At 47.1% G+C, this 17,932-nt stretch carries 16 protein-coding genes; 10 read left to right on the top strand and 6 right to left on the bottom strand.

Annotation, left to right across the window (positions count from 1 at the left end):
• The first annotated feature begins 62 nt into the window (after positions 1-62).
• The 4 genes from SB847_RS00385 (at position 63) to SB847_RS00400 (ending at position 4,255) form a co-directional block, all read left to right on the top strand.
• Positions 63-1,805: a phospho-sugar mutase gene (locus SB847_RS00385; protein ID WP_410563041.1), complete on the top strand. Its 1,743-nt coding sequence runs from the start codon at positions 63-65 to the stop codon at positions 1,803-1,805.
• A 145-nt stretch (positions 1,806-1,950) separates the two neighbouring features.
• Positions 1,951-3,087, top strand: coding sequence for a GAF domain-containing sensor histidine kinase (locus tag SB847_RS00390; protein ID WP_410563038.1), 1,137 nt, complete (start codon positions 1,951-1,953; stop codon positions 3,085-3,087).
• Positions 3,087-3,734, top strand: coding sequence for a response regulator (locus SB847_RS00395; protein ID WP_007610297.1), 648 nt, complete (start codon positions 3,087-3,089; stop codon positions 3,732-3,734). Before SB847_RS00390 ends, SB847_RS00395 begins: the two co-directional genes overlap by 1 nt.
• Positions 3,731-4,255: an NADPH-dependent FMN reductase gene (locus SB847_RS00400; RefSeq protein WP_088462359.1), complete on the top strand. Its 525-nt coding sequence runs from the start codon at positions 3,731-3,733 to the stop codon at positions 4,253-4,255. Before SB847_RS00395 ends, SB847_RS00400 begins: the two co-directional genes overlap by 4 nt.
• A gap of 14 nt (positions 4,256-4,269) precedes the next feature.
• Here SB847_RS00400 and SB847_RS00405 read toward each other — a convergent pair whose 3' ends face one another.
• Positions 4,270-4,512, bottom strand: coding sequence for a YhdB family protein (locus SB847_RS00405; protein WP_003155335.1), 243 nt, complete (start codon positions 4,510-4,512; stop codon positions 4,270-4,272).
• A 191-nt stretch (positions 4,513-4,703) separates the two neighbouring features.
• Between SB847_RS00405 and SB847_RS00410 the strand changes: the two genes are divergently transcribed.
• Entirely contained in the window at positions 4,704-5,027 is a 324-nt protein-coding gene (locus tag SB847_RS00410; protein ID WP_003155332.1) for a DUF3889 domain-containing protein, read from the top strand.
• A 44-nt stretch (positions 5,028-5,071) separates the two neighbouring features.
• Here the strand turns inward: SB847_RS00410 and lytF are convergent, their stop codons facing one another.
• The 3 genes from lytF to SB847_RS00425 form a co-directional block, all read right to left on the bottom strand.
• Positions 5,072-6,526, bottom strand: coding sequence for a peptidoglycan endopeptidase LytF (lytF, locus tag SB847_RS00415; protein ID WP_310526936.1), 1,455 nt, complete (start codon positions 6,524-6,526; stop codon positions 5,072-5,074).
• Between the two features lie 179 nt (positions 6,527-6,705).
• Entirely contained in the window at positions 6,706-7,140 is a 435-nt protein-coding gene (gene nsrR / locus SB847_RS00420) for a nitric oxide-sensing transcriptional repressor NsrR (protein ID WP_032874275.1), read from the bottom strand.
• Positions 7,141-7,272: 132 nt separating this feature from the next.
• Positions 7,273-8,787 (bottom strand): mechanosensitive ion channel, encoded by a 1,515-nt coding sequence (locus tag SB847_RS00425; RefSeq protein ID WP_410577211.1) that lies wholly within the window; start codon positions 8,785-8,787, stop codon positions 7,273-7,275.
• Positions 8,788-8,956: 169 nt separating this feature from the next.
• On the opposite strand from SB847_RS00425, the gene SB847_RS00430 reads away from it, so the two are divergent.
• Positions 8,957-10,363 carry a SpoVR family protein gene (locus SB847_RS00430; RefSeq protein WP_410577213.1) on the top strand — a complete coding sequence of 469 codons (1,407 nt, stop codon included), beginning with the start codon at positions 8,957-8,959 and terminating at the stop codon, positions 10,361-10,363.
• A 37-nt stretch (positions 10,364-10,400) separates the two neighbouring features.
• Here the strand turns inward: SB847_RS00430 and phoA are convergent, their stop codons facing one another.
• Positions 10,401-11,780, bottom strand: a complete 1,380-nt coding sequence (gene phoA / locus SB847_RS00435) for an alkaline phosphatase PhoA (protein WP_265972338.1) — start codon at positions 11,778-11,780, stop codon at positions 10,401-10,403.
• A 458-nt stretch (positions 11,781-12,238) separates the two neighbouring features.
• On the opposite strand from phoA, the gene SB847_RS00440 reads away from it, so the two are divergent.
• Positions 12,239-13,063, top strand: a complete 825-nt coding sequence (locus tag SB847_RS00440; RefSeq protein WP_014417294.1) for a C40 family peptidase — start codon at positions 12,239-12,241, stop codon at positions 13,061-13,063.
• Positions 13,064-13,131: 68 nt separating this feature from the next.
• Here SB847_RS00440 and citR read toward each other — a convergent pair whose 3' ends face one another.
• A complete protein-coding gene (gene citR / locus SB847_RS00445; protein ID WP_319465252.1) occupies positions 13,132-14,007 on the bottom strand; it encodes a transcriptional regulator CitR in 876 nt (291 codons plus the stop codon).
• A 109-nt stretch (positions 14,008-14,116) separates the two neighbouring features.
• On the opposite strand from citR, the gene SB847_RS00450 reads away from it, so the two are divergent.
• The 3 genes from SB847_RS00450 to bcaP all read left to right on the top strand — a co-directional run bounded on the left by SB847_RS00450 (position 14,117) and on the right by bcaP (position 17,906).
• The gene (locus SB847_RS00450) at positions 14,117-15,220 is read left to right on the top strand and encodes a citrate synthase/methylcitrate synthase (RefSeq protein WP_410577216.1); all 1,104 of its coding nucleotides are present in this window, start codon (positions 14,117-14,119) and stop codon (positions 15,218-15,220) included.
• A 79-nt stretch (positions 15,221-15,299) separates the two neighbouring features.
• A complete protein-coding gene (locus SB847_RS00455) occupies positions 15,300-16,169 on the top strand; it encodes an SDR family oxidoreductase (protein ID WP_007610321.1) in 870 nt (289 codons plus the stop codon).
• Positions 16,170-16,502: 333 nt separating this feature from the next.
• A complete protein-coding gene (gene bcaP, locus SB847_RS00460; RefSeq protein ID WP_038457443.1) occupies positions 16,503-17,906 on the top strand; it encodes a branched-chain amino acid transporter BcaP in 1,404 nt (467 codons plus the stop codon).
• Positions 17,907-17,932: the final 26 nt, after the last annotated feature.

Below are 17,932 nucleotides of genomic sequence, written 5' to 3' on the forward strand. Positions count from 1 at the left end.
TGACACGGGCAGCCGCTTCATATTAAAATATGGTCATAAGCTGAAATTATAGGAGGACGAACATGAGTTGGAGTAAGAGTTACGAACGCTGGAATCAGGCCGAACAATTAGATTCAGAATTGAAAAAATTATTGGCGGACGCAGAAGGAAATGAGCAGCTGCTGGAAGATTTTTTCTACAAAAATCTTGAGTTCGGAACAGGAGGCATGAGAGGAGAAATCGGGCCGGGTACGAACAGGATGAATATTTACACGGTCCGCAAAGCATCCGCCGGACTTGCGGCGTATATCGCGAAACAGGGGGAAGACGCGAAAAAAAGAGGGGTTGCGATCGCATACGACTCCCGTCATAAATCTCCTGAGTTTGCGATGGAAGCTGCAAAAACCCTTGCTTCCCAAGGCATTCAAACATACGTATTTGATGAGCTCCGCCCGACGCCTGAGCTGTCTTTTGCGGTGAGAAAGCTGAACGCTTATGCCGGTATCGTCGTGACGGCCAGCCATAACCCGCCTGAATATAACGGATATAAAGTGTATGGCGATGACGGCGCACAGCTGCCGCCGAAAGAAGCGGACATCGTCATTGCGGAAGTGAATGCCATAGAAAATGAATTAACGATTCAAGTTGAAGATGAACAGTCACTGAAAGAAAAAGGTTTGATTAAAATAATCGGTGAAGAAATTGATAAACCATATACTGAAGAACTGACTTCCATCTCCGTACATCCCGAGCTTTCGGATGAAGTGGATGTCAGCGTCGTGTTCACTCCGCTGCACGGCACGGCAAATAAACCGGTGCGCCGCGGTCTTGAAGCACTCGGTTATAAAAACGTCACCGTCGTAAAGGAGCAAGAGCTGCCAGACCCGGATTTTTCAACCGTCAAATCGCCGAATCCGGAAGAGCACGCGGCATTCCAATATGCCATTAAACTCGGAGAAGAACAAAATGCCGATATTCTTGTCGCTACGGACCCGGATGCCGACCGTCTCGGCATTGCCGTAAAAAACAGCGAAGGCAAGTACACAGTGCTGACGGGAAACCAGACAGGCGCGCTTTTATTGCATTACCTGCTTTCCGAGAAGAAAAAACAGGGCGCCCTTCCTGAAAACGGTGTCGTCATGAAAACGATTGTCACGAGCGAATTGGGCCGCGCCGTCGCTTCATCGTTCGGATTAGATACGGTTGACACGCTGACAGGCTTCAAATTTATCGGTGAAAAGATCAAAGAATATGAAAAATCAGGCCAATACACGTTCCAGTTCGGGTATGAAGAAAGCTACGGCTACTTAATCGGCGATTTCGCGCGTGACAAAGACGCGATCCAGGCTGCGCTGTTAGCCGTCGAGGTATGCGCCTTTTATAAAAAGCAGGGCATGTCGCTTTATGACGCGCTGCTGTCCATTTTTAAAGAATACGGATATTACCGTGAAGGCTTGAAGTCATTGACGTTAAAAGGAAAGCAGGGAGCCGAGCAGATTTCCGCTATCCTGACTTCCTTCCGAAACGATCCGCCGAAGCAGATGGCCGGAAAACAAATCACGCAGGCTGAAGACTATTCAACGGGAAAACGGACTGTATTTGCCGATCATCATGAAGAGGATATTGATCTGCCGAAGTCAAATGTCCTGAAATATTTCCTTGAAGACGGCTCTTGGTTCTGTCTTCGTCCATCAGGAACGGAGCCGAAAGTGAAGTTCTATTTCGCTGTGAAGGGAACTTCTTTACAAGACAGCGAACAGCGTCTTGCCGCATTATCTGAAGCCGTCATGAAAACAGTGGATGGCATAGTGGAAAAAACGAAATAAACAACAAACCGCCGGAAGCGACATCCGGCGGTTTTTTTATACGTCTCATCCGAAAGTATGAGGAAAATTCATGCTGAAAACAAAGGAATATACAGAAAAGAATTGATATAATATGGATAATTCTGATTGGCCGGAGTGAGGGAAATTGACGAAAACGACGGTAGAAACGTTAAAAACGTTAAAAGCGATTGCGGAAACCTTAAACCAAAGCCACGATTTAAAGGAAGCGCTTGATAAAGTGCTCCGCGAACTGCTCAGCCTGACCGGGCTGCAGACAGGGTGGATTTTTCTGATTGAGCCGGACGGATCTTATACGCTCGCCGCATCCGCTTATTTACCGCCGGCTCTCGGTCAGCGGGAAAATGCACTCATGTGCAGCGGGGAATGCTATTGTTTGACCAAATTCAGCAATGGCGGATTGACAAAGGCCGTAAACATAATGAATTGTAAACGGATTGAATTTGCCGAACAGACGACGAACTGCCGCGATACGGAGGGCATTACCCATCATGCGACCGTACCGCTTGAGGACGGCGGCCGGAAGTTCGGTTTATTAAACGTCGCCGCAAGCGAAAAGACATTTTTCAACGAAGAAGAACTGCATCTGCTTGAAGCGGTTGCATTTCAAATCGGAACGGCGATTCAGCGGATGAATTTGGCCGAATTTGAGCAGCAGAACGCCCTGTTGGTGGAACGAAGCAGACTTGCGCAAGAGCTGCATGATTCCGTCAATCAGATGCTGTTTTCTGTCAGCTTAACGGCAAAAGCCGCAAAGAGCTTTACAGATAATGATCGGCTCCGTCAGATGATTACGTTTATTCAAGAGCTGTCTCAGGATGCGCTAACAGAAATGAGGGCGCTTATTTGGCAACTGAAGCCGGAAAGTTTGACGAAAGGGCTGTATGCGTCGATCAAAAGCTATGCCGCTCTTATCGGCCTGGAAGCCGTTTGTGAAATGGAGGATGAGCTGGAGCTTACGGATGAACAGGAACACGCGCTTTGGCGGATCGCCCAGGAAGCCTTGAATAACTGTAAAAAGCATGCGGGAACGGACCGGGTTATCATTTCCGCCGTTAAAAAGCCGGATTGCGCCGAGCTTCACATTAGCGACCGTGGAGCGGGCTTTAGCGCTGATGCGCATGCTGTGCTCCCATCGCTCGGCGTGGCCGGCATGAAAGCGCGGGCTGAAGCGATCGGAGGCCGCTTTACATTGCAATCCGAGCTTGGAGCCGGAACGATTGTCTCCGTTCGGCTTCCGTTTCGGGACAGGAGGTCTGATTGATGAAAATTGTGATTGCTGATGATCATCACGTTGTCCGCAAAGGACTGCGCTATTTCTTCGCCACTCAGGAAGACATTGAAGTTGTCGGTGAGGCGTCCACCGGTGCTGAAGCGCTTCAGCAAGCTGAAAAGACGGAGCCGGACATCATTCTGATGGATTTATCAATGCCTGATATGGACGGCATAGAAGCGGCAAAAATTGCGGCTGAACGATTTCCGGACATCAGTATCGTCGTTTTGACGAGCTATTCTGATCAGGAGCATGTCATTCCCGCCCTTAAAGCCGGCGCAAAAGCGTATCAGCTGAAAGACGCCCAGCCCGATGATTTAGTGAAAACGCTCCGGGAAGTGTATTCCGGACGTTACCGGCTGTCGGCGGATATTGTGCCTCATGTGCTGACCCACATGGTTCAGGATGATCAGGATAAGGAAAAATATTATCACCTGACCCCTCGTGAAAAAGATGTTCTTCAAGAAATAGCCAAAGGAAAAAGCAATAAGGAAATTGCGGCGGCACTGTTTATTTCAGAAAAAACAGTGAAGACCCACGTGTCCAACCTGCTGTCAAAGCTGAATCTTTCCGATCGGACGCAGGCGGCATTGTATGCGGTAAAATATAATGTTTTTGGAAAGGCGGTAAAATCATGAGCATATTAGTGATCAGCGGAACACCGAGAAAAAACGGGCGGACTAGAATTGCCGCTTCTTATATCAGAGATCGGTTTCATACCGATTATGTTGATTTGAGCGAAAGTGATCTGCCGCTTTATAACGGTGAAGAAGAACAGAACGAGCTGCCTTCAGTGCAAGAGTTAAGGCGGCAGGTGAAAAAGTCGGCGGCCGTCGTCTTATTATCTCCCGAGTATCACAGCGGCATGAGCGGCGCTTTAAAAAACGCCATCGATTTTTTAAGCAGCGATCACTGGGCATACAAACCGGTGGCAATCATTGCCGCGGCGGGCGGAGGAAAAGGAGGCATGAACGCGCTGGCGAATATGCGGACGGTCATGCGGGGCGTTTATGCAAATGTCATCCCGAAACAGCTGGTCTTAGATCCGATTCACATTGACATGGAGCGCCGGACCGTATCTGAGGATATGGCGGTCAGCCTGAAAGAGATGATCGAAGAGCTGAATATGTTCACAAACACAAGAAATCCCGGCGTCTGACGCCGGGATTGTTTTTATGTCAGCATGGCTAATTGATCTTCATAAGCGAGCTCTGTCGCATGATCAATATACCCGAGAAGAGAATACAGCTCTTTTTCAAGCACCGCATGATCATATTCGAAATGATACGCGTGCAGAAAGTGCTCAATACGCTTTGATAATAAATCATCTTTTGTACGAACCATCAATATTAACAAATTGTCCCATTGAGACCGGTGTGTGTAATACAAGGCTTTGTCATAATCGGCATGATCCATCTAACGCTTCTCCTTTCAATGAGAAGTTCTCCGTTAGTTTATGCCGCTGAAGCCCGGATGCAACGGGGGAAAAGTTGGTGTCCTTATCACTGCGGCATAGCAATATGAGGGAGACATAAAATAAAACCGCATATCCGTCTCTTCTTTGGACACGCTAAGATTGACAAAAAACGACTCAGGAGAACATAAAGATGAAATCCCTTCCATTTGCGCTTGCCCTCTTGTTTTGCGGCATTCTCATTGCCTCGATCGCTGAAAAAGGGCATACAGAACACCTTGATCCATCAGTTGAAAAATGGGAGCAGCTCGCATGGAACCAGCTTGAACGTGAATACAAGGGGGCCGAGCTTACCGATTATTCGTACATGGGCCGTACAAAAGTGAACCGGGAGCAGACGAAAGATGTGTTTCGCGTAACGGTGCAAACAGCAAAAGAAACGTTTTCATCCCGTGCTGAAGTGTATTTCCATCCGGTGACAAAACATGTGATCAGTATTAATATTTTCAGACTGTAAAAAAAGCTGCACAGCCTAATTGAGGCCGTACAGCTTGTCAGATATCAGAAGAAACGTTTTGCGCCGAGGTAGCGCTGTTTCCAATAGGAATTGTTCATGCTGGAAATAACGACACCCGAATCGTTGGCATTAATAAACTGGCCGTTTCCGAGATAAATACCGACGTGGGAAGGTCCGGCTTTATAAGTTGAGAAAAAGACAAAGTCACCGACCGCCGGCTGGCTGACTGATGTCATCGTATTCCAGTAGCCTGCGGCTGAAAGTCTGGATACAGAAGTGACCTTATTGAGAACGTAATAAATGAAACCGCTGCAGTCAAAGCCTCTCGGCGTTGTCCCGCCCCATACATACGGTACGCCCAGTTGAGCTTTTGCGGCATCAATCATTACATTAATCTTCGCGCTTGTTGAACCTGTGCCGCCTGTGTTGCCGGACTGATTCGGTGTCGTGTTTGTCTGCTGTCCGGTAATCGTCAGCTTTTGTCCGATTTGAAGAACATCTGTTTTCAGATTGTTTTTCTCGCGGATCTGCTGGGCGGTCACATTGAACTTTTGGGCGATCACCCATAAAGAATCCCCGCTTTTCACGGTATATGTAGTGGTTTTCCCTGTATCTCCGGACTGGTTCGGAGTTGACGGTGAAGACGAAGAGCCGGAAGATGACGTTTTTGTCAGCTTAAGCACTTGTCCGACCCGAAGCATGTCTGACGTCAGTTTGTTGATGCTTCTGATTTGCTGAACCGTCATGTTGTATGCGTTTGCGATTTTCCAGAGTGAGTCTCCGCTTTTTACTGTATAAGAGGACGTCTGTGTCTGGTTTTTATTTTGGTTTGAATTGTCTTTTGACGGCGTGTTTCCCGAAGAAGACGTTCCTTTTGTTTTCAGGACTTGGTTTACGTAGATCGTATCCGTTTTTAAATTGTTTAATACTTTGAGTTCCGCAATGGTCATATTGACGCTGTTTGCGATCTTCCATAGTGAATCGCCGAGTTTGACTTTATACGTTCCGGAAGATGATGACTGCTTTTTGCTGCTGTTTGAGTTGCTGCCCGGTGTGGTTTTTTTCTGATCGGTGCTTGAGGAAACTTTCCCCGTCACTTGCAGCTTCTGTCCGGCGCGGATTAAGTCGCTTGTCAGACCGTTCAATTTTTTCAGTTCCTGTACGGACATTTTAAAATCAGATGCGATCAGCCACAGCGAGTCGCCGCTTTTCACTGTATAAACGCTTTTAGTCGTGCCGCTGTTCTTTGAAGATGGCTTTGAGCTGCCGGAATCTGATTTGCCGTTAGGAATGTTGAGCGTCTGCCCGATAGAAATAACGGTGGATTTTAGATGATTCGCTGATGTAATGGCATCCACGCTTGTATTGTAGTTTTGGGCAAGCTTCCATAATGAATCTCCGCTTTTAACCTTAATCGTTTGTGCTTCTGCCGGTGTTACAGCTAACGCAGACCCGACGATCGCAGATGCAGTCAAACCGACCGCTACCTTTTTTTTCATAATGAATCTCCCTTTTCCTGCGATGATTTTACTATCCCCATTCGTTGCAGCCGCAAGGTGAGGATATCAGTAATGATAATCTTTATATCGGCACTTGTCTGCAATCGTTTATCATATTAATAGAAATAGTCCTTTTTTCTTATGCCGGCATAAAAAAAAGAAGGAATGCGGACATTCCTTCAGCTTCTGAGCAGTCTCATAATCTCCTCTTTGTTTTTGACCAGATCCCTTAACGTATATTTGTCTAAAACGGCCAGGTAAGCTTGCAGGGCTTCATTCAGAAGGTTCTTTAAGTTGCAGGCGGGAGATATGATACAGAGATTTTTTTTGGAGTCAAAGCATTCTACGATGTTAAAGTCGTCTTCTGTATTTCGAACGACTTCTCCAATGTTTATGTCTTCCGGTGTCATTCCTAATCGGATTCCGCCTCCCCGGCCCCGGATCGTTTCGACATACCCGAGCTGGCCGAGGCGGTAAATGACTTTCATGAGGTGGTTTTTAGAGATGGAATAAGTATCTGCGATTTCTTTTATGTTGGAAAGTTCGTCGGAATGTTTGGAAGCCAAAAAAATCAAAACGCGTAAAGAATAATCGGTATAGTTCGTTAATTTCATAGAATGACCTCGGAAAAAGAGATTTTGCTTCTGTTACAGTCTATCATATATGAATCTAAAATGAAAAAAAAGGAATTTGCCCCTTTAACTCAAAAAAAAACGTGCGCTCCTTCTGAGCACACGTTTTTTTCGTTAAGACATCGGCGGCTTACGATCGTCAGCCGATTGATGTTTTTCAATTTTGCGATCCAATTTTGCGAGATAACGGGAGGCAAATTCTTTTCCGCCAAGACCGAATGAAAGTCCGAAGGCAAGCGCGAAACCGCCCAGAATCAGAATAAACGCGGCATTTACGATCGTGTCGGCGACACCGAGCTGATCCAGCGCCATAAAGATTGAGAGAGTGATAATGGTATATTTCGCAAGCGGCGCCAGGAATCTGAATTCCTTTCCGCTCAGCATGCCGGCAAGCAGCCTGCTGACGAGCTGTCCGGCCAAAAGCCCGATTCCGAGAATAAATACAGCGGCCAGAACATTAGGCAGGTAAGCGATAATACCTGTTGCGATAACGACGAGAAATTCGAGATGAACAAGCTGCAGCGCCTCTGCCGTAAAGAGCAGGACGATGATGATCTGAACAATCATGCCGACCGTCTGAGAAAGCGTCAGCTTCGGGGTACCCGCCTGTTCAAAGCCCATTTTACCGAGAAGAGAGTCGAAACCGGCCCGGTGCAAGAGCCCGGACACAATGCTGTTGACCCATTTTCCGATCCAGATGCCGGCGATGATCAGCACGATACCGATGATGATATTAGGGAGCATTGTGAAGACCGTGTGCAGCATGGCTGACGCCGGTTCAGAAATACCCGCCACATCAAGCCGGTCAAGCGCAGAAATGATCACCGGAATGAAAATCAGCACGTAGACAATCGTTCCGATGATTGCCGACAGGCTTGTATCCTTCAGGTATATAGAAAGCCCCATACGTGCGGCGAGCCTTTCCGTGCCGATACTCGCCAGAAAGTTTGTGACGATATCACGGACGAGACGGGCAACAAGCCAGCCGATTAAAACAATCAGCGCCGCGGCGAATAATTTCGGTATAAAGGACAAAACGCTTTGGATCATATTTGTAAACGGCCCTGATACTCCGCTGATTTGGAGAGCGGCCAAGACGCCGGGCAGGAACAAGAGCAAGACGAAGTAAAAAACGATTCGTGAAGCGGCCGTAACGGATCTGCTCATCTCCGCTTCTTCAGAAACCATTGTCCATTTTCTGAACCGGCCGTTTTCAGCGAGTTTCATGCCCGCTTTTTTGACGAGATAGCTGAAAAGCGAAGCGGCCGCCCAGCCCAACAGCAGAATAAGGCCGGCTTTTAAAATGCTCGGCACAGCCGCCGTTATCGCTGACAGCATGCTGACAAAAGGCGAAGCCACGGTTGTCAGATGCAGAATGTTAAAGAATAGAATAAAAACGATGATTAATGCGATAAAATAAATGACTTTACTGATGACTTTTTCTGAGGAATAGCGCGCCGGCTTTTTTTCGGCGAACAGCCTGTCGTCGATTTTTGTTTTTTGCAGGCCTTTGTATACGGCTTTTTCAATGATTTTGGCAATGCCCCAGCCGATAAGCAGGACGAGCAGTGCAATGATCAGATTCGGGAGTTTGCTGAGATACGTCGTAAGCATGTCAGCTGTATTCAAGTAGAATCGCTCCTTTTCTTTTTGGGGTATGGTGTGTGTTTTACCCACTTACATATAAAGCAAACGGGGCGGATGTGCCGAAAGTTTTCAGCCGGAAACCGGTCTGTTATTTCATCTTTTGAGAGGAAGGGTCATACATTATAAATAAGTCCAAGTAGGGGGGATTCGGTTGAACGCGGAGGAGACAAAAGGTTTACAGCGGGCAATTGAGGAAATAACCGACATTGCGAAGGGTTTCGGCCTTGATTTCTACCCGATGAGATATGAAATTTGCCCGGCTGAGATTATTTATACATTCGGCGCGTACGGCATGCCGACGAGATTCAGCCATTGGAGTTTCGGCAAACAATTTCACAAGATGAAACTCCATTATGATCTCGGTTTGAGCAAAATTTATGAACTTGTCATTAATTCCAACCCTTGCTACGCTTTTTTGCTGGACAGCAATTCGCTGATCCAAAATAAATTAATTGTAGCCCATGTTCTTGCCCATTGTGATTTTTTCAAACATAACTGCCGCTTTCAAAATACGAACCGGGACATGGTTGAGAGTATGGCGGCTGCGGCGGAGCGGATTAAGCATTATGAAAGAATTCACGGGATAAAAGAGGTGGAGTCCTTTTTAGATGCCATTCTGGCGGTTCAGGAGCATATCGATCCGTCGCTCGTCAGGCCGAAGCTGCTGTGGAGCGTCGATGACGAAGATGAGGACGAAGAAGAAACCGCGCCATCGCCTTACGATGATTTATGGGGAATGGATAAGCCGAAGCAGGTGAAAAAGAAAAAAGGGAAAAAACCGTTTCCGCCCCGGCCGGAAAAAGATATTCTGCTGTTTATCGAGGAGCATTCGCGGGAGCTTGAACCGTGGCAGCGTGACATTTTAACCATGATGAGAGAAGAAATGCTGTATTTCTGGCCTCAGCTGGAAACGAAAATCATGAACGAAGGCTGGGCATCCTATTGGCATCAGCGGATTATCCGCGAGCTTGACCTGACTTCAGATGAAGCCATCGAATTTGCGAAGCTGAACGCAGGCGTCGTTCAGCCGTCAAAAACGGGAATCAACCCGTATTATTTAGGGCTGAAAATTTTTGAAGACATCGAAGAGCGTTATGACAACCCGACAGATGAAATGAAAAAAACAGGAGTAAAGCCCGGTTCCGGACGCGAGAAAATGTTTGAGGTCAGGGAAATTGAATCGGATATATCATTTATCCGCAATTATTTGACGAAAGATCTCGTGATGCGTGAGGATTTGTATTTATTCCAAAAGCAGGGCAGGGACTATAAAGTGATCGACAAAGAATGGAAGGCCGTGCGCGACCAGCTCGTGAACATGCGGGTCAACGGGGGATTTCCTTATCTGACCGTCAATGACGGGGATTACCTGAAGAATAATGAGCTCTATATTAAACATTGGTATGAGGGAATTGAGCTTGATCTGAAATATTTGGAGAAAGTGCTGCCGTATCTGTACCAGCTGTGGGGCAGGAGCGTGCACATCGAATCTGTTCTTGAAGACAGAGAAGTGATGTTTTCTTATGACGGCAAAGGAGTGCACCGGAGATATCTGTAAAAGAAGAAATGATGCGGGGAAACCCCCGCATCATTTTTTATTTTCCGTGTTTCAGGATGTGAAAGATCTTTTTGGCCTGGTCCGTGTTGTTTAAAAGCCCCGTAAATGACTCTCTTCCCGGACCGTATGCGTAAACGGGAACTTCTTCGCCCGTATGATCGCCGGTTGTCCAGCCGCTGTTGGTTTTCGCATTAAAGAGCTTAATGATCGCTTTGTAGACGCTCTTGTCAGCATCCTGTTTTGAGGCCGTTTCGATCTGTTTGATTTCCGCTTTTGACCATTTCAGGTCTGTATAACGCGCAAGCACGGAAGATACGGATTTGCCCGCTTTGATTTGGTCAGCCATAAACGCCGGTGTTTTTTTGGCGGCAAGGATCGGTTCAACATGCCAGTTTTTATCGTCATTCGCGCCGATCGTCAATCCCCCGGTGGTATGATCAGCCGTGGCAACGACAAGCGTATGTTTGTCCTTTTTGGCAAATGCGATCGCTGCTTTATACGCTTTTTCAAAATCCTTCATTTCACTCATTGCGCCGACTATATCATTGTCATGTCCCGCCCAGTCAATTTGGCTGCCTTCGACCATTAAGAAAAACCCTTTTTTATTCTTGTTCAGCCTGTCGATCGCTGCCGTTGTCATCTCTTCTAATGAAGGGACGGCGTTTGAGCGGTCGATTGCTTTGTCGAGTCCGCCATCGGCAAACAGGCCGAGAATCTTCTTGTTACGATCCTTTTTGAGCTCCTGTTTTGATGTCACGTAGCTGTATCCCGCTTTTTTGAAATCCTTTGTTACATTGCGGTCTTTACGGATAAAGTTTGACTTGCCGCCTCCAAGGAGCACATCGACTTTCTGTTTTCCGTTGATGCGGTCATCAAAGTAGCTGCTTGCGATGTCATCCATGTTCTTTCGGGATTTGTTATGGGCTCCGAATGCCGCAGGGGTGGCGTGCGCAATCTCCGAAGTTGCGACAAGTCCGGTGGATTTCCCTCTTTGTTTCGCTTCTTCGAGGACGGATTTTACCCGCTTTCCTTTTTTATCGACTCCGATCGCCGCGTTATACGTTTTCACGCCTGTGGCCATTGCCGTGCCAGCCGCCGCGGAATCGGTAATATTGGAATCAGGATCGTCAGGATAAGTCATCATCATACCGGTGAGATTGGGATCGAATGCCGTCAGTTTCATACCATCCGAAGGCTTTCCTTTGTTAATGACCGAACGGTAGGCGTTCATATAGGGAGCGCCCATTCCGTCGCCGACCATGAAGATGACGTTTCTGATTTCGTTTTTGTCAGGCTGTTTTTTTGCCGCAGCCTGTTCGGAGTGCTGAAGCCCCGCGCCCGCAATCAGACCGGCTGTCAGTACAGATACGGCTGCCGCCGGCAGAAGTTTTGATCGAACCTGTTTAAATAGACTCATTCTCACTCGTCCTCCTTTAATCGTGTCTGCATGTCTAATGGTAGGGGGTGTTTGTAAAGAGCGCCTGTTCCTCCTGTAAATTTCAGGTGAAACATTGTTAGAAATGTAAATTCCGGTGTAACTTATGTTTTCAAGAAAGAGTGAAAACCATTCACTTTTTTGAAAAAGACGAGGATTTTTTTAACAAGGGGTTATTTGGAAAATAAACTGCTTTGTTTTTCCAAAATACGAGGATCACAGGAAAAAAACATGACAAATTGACTCATTTTTCGTCACGTTTGAAATCAAATTGAAATATTTAATACCCTTAAAAACTTTTTTTAAAAACGAATTAGTAAGAAATTTGTCACGGGAAGTCAAGTCTATTTCTAGTGGAAATTGAACCTTATAATAGGAAACAGATAAAAACTTTAAAAAAGAGACACATAAAATAGATAGAATCATTCGGGGAGGAAAATATGAAAAAGCAACTTGTTACAGCAACAACGGCAGTGGTTTTGGGGACGACTTTGTTTGCGGGCGCGGCATCTGCGCAAACGATTAAGGTAAAAAAAGGCGATACATTATGGGGACTTTCAAATCGGTACGGAACGTCAATTAATTCCATTAAATCTGAGAACAAATTAAAATCGGATATCATTTACATCGGCCAGACGCTTTCGATCAACGGTAAATCATCTTCAGGTTCAAATTCGGGCAGCAAGTCATCATCGTCTACATATAAAGTCGTAAAAGGCGACAGCCTTTGGAAAATTGCGAATAAATATAAAATGACGGTAAACCAATTAAAAAGTTTAAACGGTTTAAAAACGGACCTGATCCGCATCGGACAAGTTCTTAAAGTAAAGGGATCAACTTCCGGTTCAACGTCTTCAGGATCTTCGTCATCAAAGCAGCCTTCATCCAGCCATAATGCTGCACAGACGAGCCTGAATGTAAACAAGCTGATTTCTGATGCGCAATCTTTAATCGGCACGCCGTATGTATGGGGCGGAACAACGACTTCCGGCTTTGACTGCAGCGGATTTATCTGGTACCTGTTAAACAAACAGACGAGTGTCGGCAGAACGAGCACTGCGGGATACTGGAGCTCAATGAAGAGCGTGTCGAGCCCGTCAAGAGGAGACTTCGTCTTCTTTACAACATATCAGGCCGGCCCTTCACACATGGGTGTGTACATCGGAAACAACAAGTTCATCCATGCCGGTTCTGACGGCGTCACAACAAGTGATCTGAATAACAGCTACTGGAAACCTCGCTACCTTGGCGCGAAAAGATTCTAGCAGCGATAGAAACCCGTTCATCAGAACGGGTTTTTTATTTAGACGGGACAGAGCTCTATTTGTTTCACCTAAAAATGAAAATGTGATAAAAAATCTAAAAAGGTTTTCTTTTTTTCATTTTCATAGAGGGCGATGGCGTACGCGCCCGCGCTCGGCATCTGGGTGAATTCGCACGGAATTTCAATCATGCTGCCTGCGGCGAGTTCGGCCCGTACCGCTGACAGCGGCAGAAATGAGACGCCCAGCCCCTCTTTAATAAATCGTTTCGTAATATGCGTCTGTGTCACCTTCATTGTCCTGACGAAAGGGAACTGTATTCTGACCTGGCGGAGCAAATCATCCCAATAGTCAGGATGGTTATGGGTCAAAAGCAGATATTGTCCGAACAGGTCTTTCACTTCATCCGCCTTCCCTGTCCCGGGTTTTCGGCCGGGCGGCGCGACGAGGACAACGGGGTCATTGTACAGGGGGCGGCAAGTGAGGGAAGATGATTGCACTTTTAAGCAGCTCAGTCCGATATCGGCTGAGCCGTTTCTGATTTGAGAGGCGATTTCTTCCGATTCGAAAATGGTGACCGTCATTTCGGTTTCTTTATTGTCCTCTGTATAACGCTTCATGACAGACGGGAGAACGGTGTCGGCGATAAGCGGCGAAACAGCGAGTGTCAGCGTGTGCGAGTAGCCCTGGCGCACCCTGTGCAGCTCCGCCATGCTGTTTTCATAGTCTTCCAAAAGCCTCATGGCAAACGGCACGTATGCTTTTCCTTCTTCCGTCAATTGTATTTTCCGGCCGCTCCGCTGAAACAGCTTGCAGCTGATTTCTTTCTCTAATAATTTTATATGAACGGTGACGGTCGGCTGAGATAAAAAAAGCGTTTCCGCCGTTTTTCTGAAGTTCTCATATTTTGCCGCGGTGACGAAGGTGTGAAGCCATTTAAAATCCATAGATGCACTCCTCTGATTAAAAGTTTTAATTAATTCCCTTAAAAATATTCATTATTTTTTAAATATTATATTTACTATAATAACAGAAAGAGGATAAGGGGGAATGAAATTGATTTATCGTGGATTGAAAGGGATTACTTGTGCAGAAACGGCTATCAGCCATATTGACGGAGAAAAGGGGCATTTAATATATCGCGGTTATGACGCGAAGGAAATCGCGCTGCAATTCAGTTTTGAAGAAGCGGCGTATCTCATTTTGAACGGGACGCTTCCTGATGAGCGGCAATTGCTTGCGTTTCAGGAAGAACTTGCAGCCGAGCGCGGGCTTCCGAAACATTTGATCCACTTACTGGAAACGCTTCCGGATGAAATGGACGACATGGCGGTGCTGAGAACGGCTGTTTCAGGTTTGGGCACAGATTCATTTACATATCCGCCCAAGCCGGAAGAAGCGATTAAACTGATTGCCGTCACACCGACGATTATTGCGTACAGATACCGCCGTAAACAAGGGCAGGAAGCGTTGTCACCTGAGGCGCGATACGGACACGTTGAAAACTATTTGTATATGCTGACAGGCAGGCAGCCGTCCGCAGCCCAAAAGAAAGCGCTTGAGACGTATATGATTCTGGCGATGGAGCACGGGATGAATGCATCGACTTTTTCAGCGAGAGTCACGGTTTCGACGGAATCAGACTTAGTGTCTGCCGTCACTGCCGCACTGGGTACGATGAAAGGGCCGCTGCACGGAGGCGCACCTTCAGGCGTCACGAAAATGCTTGAAGACATCGGGGAAAAAGAAAATGCAGAAGCATATTTGGCAGCGAAGCTTATGAAGGGAGAACGCCTGATGGGCTTCGGACATAGGGTGTACAAAACAAAAGACCCGCGGGCGGAAGCGCTGCGCATAAAGGCTGAAGAAGTGGCGGGAAATGATCCGTCGCTTGACTTGGCGCTTTATGTGGAGAAGGAAGCCATCCGTTTGTTAGAGCAATATAAGGCCGGACGGAAGCTGTATACGAATGTGGAGTTTTACGCAGCGGCTGTGATGCAGGCCATTGATGTCGACAATGATTTATTTACGCCGACCTTTTCAGCAAGCAGAATGGCAGGCTGGTGCGCACACGTGCTTGAACAGTCCGCTGACAACATGATTTACAGGCCGTCTGCGAAATACACCGGCGCGTTTCCCGAAACGGCTCAGCAGCTTTAATTACCGGCATATTTGTCCGTTTAACTCCCCGCGCTGCGTGGTATCGTCTCAGTAATACCAATTGCAGGAGTGTGAGAATATGAATCCGATGGACAGACAGACGGAAGGACAAAAGCCGCAGGTGCAAAAACGCCAGCCCGGTATTGAGTCAGACATGGAGCCGAAACCGCTCTTGGAGGACCCGGATGTAAAAGGGTCGGGCAGATTAAAAGGAAAAGTCGCCGTCATCACGGGCGGAGACAGCGGCATCGGCGCAGCGGCTGCGATCGCTTACGCGAAGGAGGGAGCGGATCTTGCCATCCTGTACCTAGACGAACATGCCGATGCTGAGAGAACGAAAAAGCGTGCGGAAGAATACCAGGCCGAATGCCTGTTAATTCCGGGAGACGTCGGTGATGAGGCGCATTGTCAGAAGGCGGTCCGGCAAGTCTTAGATCACTACGGAAAAATAGATATTCTCGTTAATAATGCGGCTGAGCAGCATCCGCAAAACGGGATTCTTGATATTACAGCTGAACAGCTGGAGAAGACATTCCGTACAAACATGTTTTCTATGTTTCATATGACAAAAGCCGTGCTGCCTCATCTCAAAAGAGGGAGCGCCATCATTAATACAACGTCTATTACCGCTTATCAGGGAGACACTTCTTTGATCGACTATTCGTGTACGAAAGGCGGCATCGTTTCCTTTACGCGTTCAATGGCGATGTCATTGGCCGATCAGGGGATCAGAGTAAATGCGGTGGCCCCTGGACCGATCTGGACCGCTCTGATTCCGGCGACGTTTACTGAAGAAAAGGTAGAAAAGCACGGTCTGGACACTCCGATGGGAAGACCGGGACAGCCTGCGGAACACGCCGGAGCTTACGTGCTTCTGGCTTCAGACGAATCTTCCTATATGACGGGGCAGACCATTCACGTAAATGGCGGCAGATTTATTTCAACATAATACGCAAGTTTTATCCCGCGCTTTTAAAAAGTGCGGGATTTTTATTTGAACGTACATATGAATACGATTTTTAAAAAATAGAAGTCGCCAGCAGAATCACTAATGTTAATATTTTGCAGTAAAGAATCCGCTGAGTTTTGCTTTATGAAAACCAAAAATAATATATAGAATTTTCAAAAAAGTTATTTTCATTTTTATATTTTTCGCTATAATATGATGTAGGAGAAAGGGATGATGTGCTGAAACATTTCATGCGAAAAATAAGAATTTAGTCATTATTGCTATTGTTATCTGAATATTCTAACATATATTGATTTACAAGGAGTGAAGCAGATGAAGGGGAGCGTATTCAGAAAGAAAAGCATTCAGGACCTGCTTGCCGCAACGAGCGGGGAAAAGTCGCTGAAAAGAGAGTTAGGGGCCTTTGATCTGACCCTTCTGGGGATAGGGGCCATCATCGGAACGGGAATTTTTGTATTAACCGGAACAGGCGCTGTCACGGCGGGGCCGGGGCTGACCGTTTCATTTGTCATCGCCGCTCTTGCGTGTTTATTTGCGGCTCTGTCATATGCTGAATTTGCTTCAAGCGTCCCGGTTTCAGGTTCCGTCTACACGTTTACTTATGCGACACTGGGTGAACTTCTAGCGTTTATCATCGGATGGGATTTAATCTTGGAATATATGCTCGCCGTCAGCGCGGTTTCGGTCGGCTGGTCCGGCTATTTTCAATCATTCTTGGCGGGCTTCGGCATTCATCTTCCGACCGTATTAACGGCCGCGCCGGGATCCATTAAAGGCACGGTCACATTCTTTAATCTCCCCGCATTTGTTATCGTGCTTGCGATTACATTCCTCCTCTACTTAGGCATTAGGGAATCGAAGCGGGTCAATAATATTATGGTCATTTTGAAGGTTCTGGTTGTTCTATTGTTTATCGCCGTTGCGGCCGTATATGTCAAACCTCACAACTGGCAGCCGTTTATACCGATGGGTTTCGGCGGTGTTTTCAGTGCCGCGGCGCTCGTTTTCTTCTCTTTTATCGGTTTTGACGCCGTCTCTTCCGCCGCTGAAGAAACGAAAAATCCAGCGAAGGATCTGCCGAAAGGAATTATCTTTTCATTAATCATCTGCACCGTGCTGTATGTGACCGTATCGGCGATTATGACGGGCGTCGTTCCGTTTGCCCGCTTTGAAGGCGTTGACCATCCCGTGTCTCTCGTCCTGCAGATGGCCGGACAGAATTGGGTGGCCGGGATTATTGATATCGGCGCAGTGTTGGGAATGACAACGGTGATGCTCGTCATGCTGTACGGCCAGACGAGGGTGATGTTTGCCATGTCCCGTGACGGTTTGGTGCCGGGGGCGCTTTCAAAAGTCCATCCGAAGCATAAAACGCCGCACGTGGTGACATGGGTGTTCGGCATCCTGTCGGCATTACTCGGCTCGCTCGTCCCGCTTGATGAACTGGCGAAGCTGGTGAACATCGGCACGCTTGCCGCGTTTGTCCTGATTTCCGTGGCGGTTATCGTATTGAGAAAGAAACAGCCTGATCTGCCAAGGGCTTTTAAATGTCCGGGGGTTCCCTTTATTCCGGTATTGTCCATTCTGTTCTGCGTGTTTTTGATTATTAACCTTGGCGCCACCACCATATTCCGTTTCTTTATCTGGCTGATCATCGGTCTGGTGATTTATTTCTTATATTCAAGAAAGCATTCGAAATTAAACGGGGATTTGTAAGGAGCGGCACCCGCCGCTCCTTTTTA

Origin of the sequence: Bacillus sp. SIMBA_026, from assembly GCF_046535335.1 — a bacterium.
Lineage (GTDB): Bacteria > Bacillota > Bacilli > Bacillales > Bacillaceae > Bacillus > Bacillus velezensis.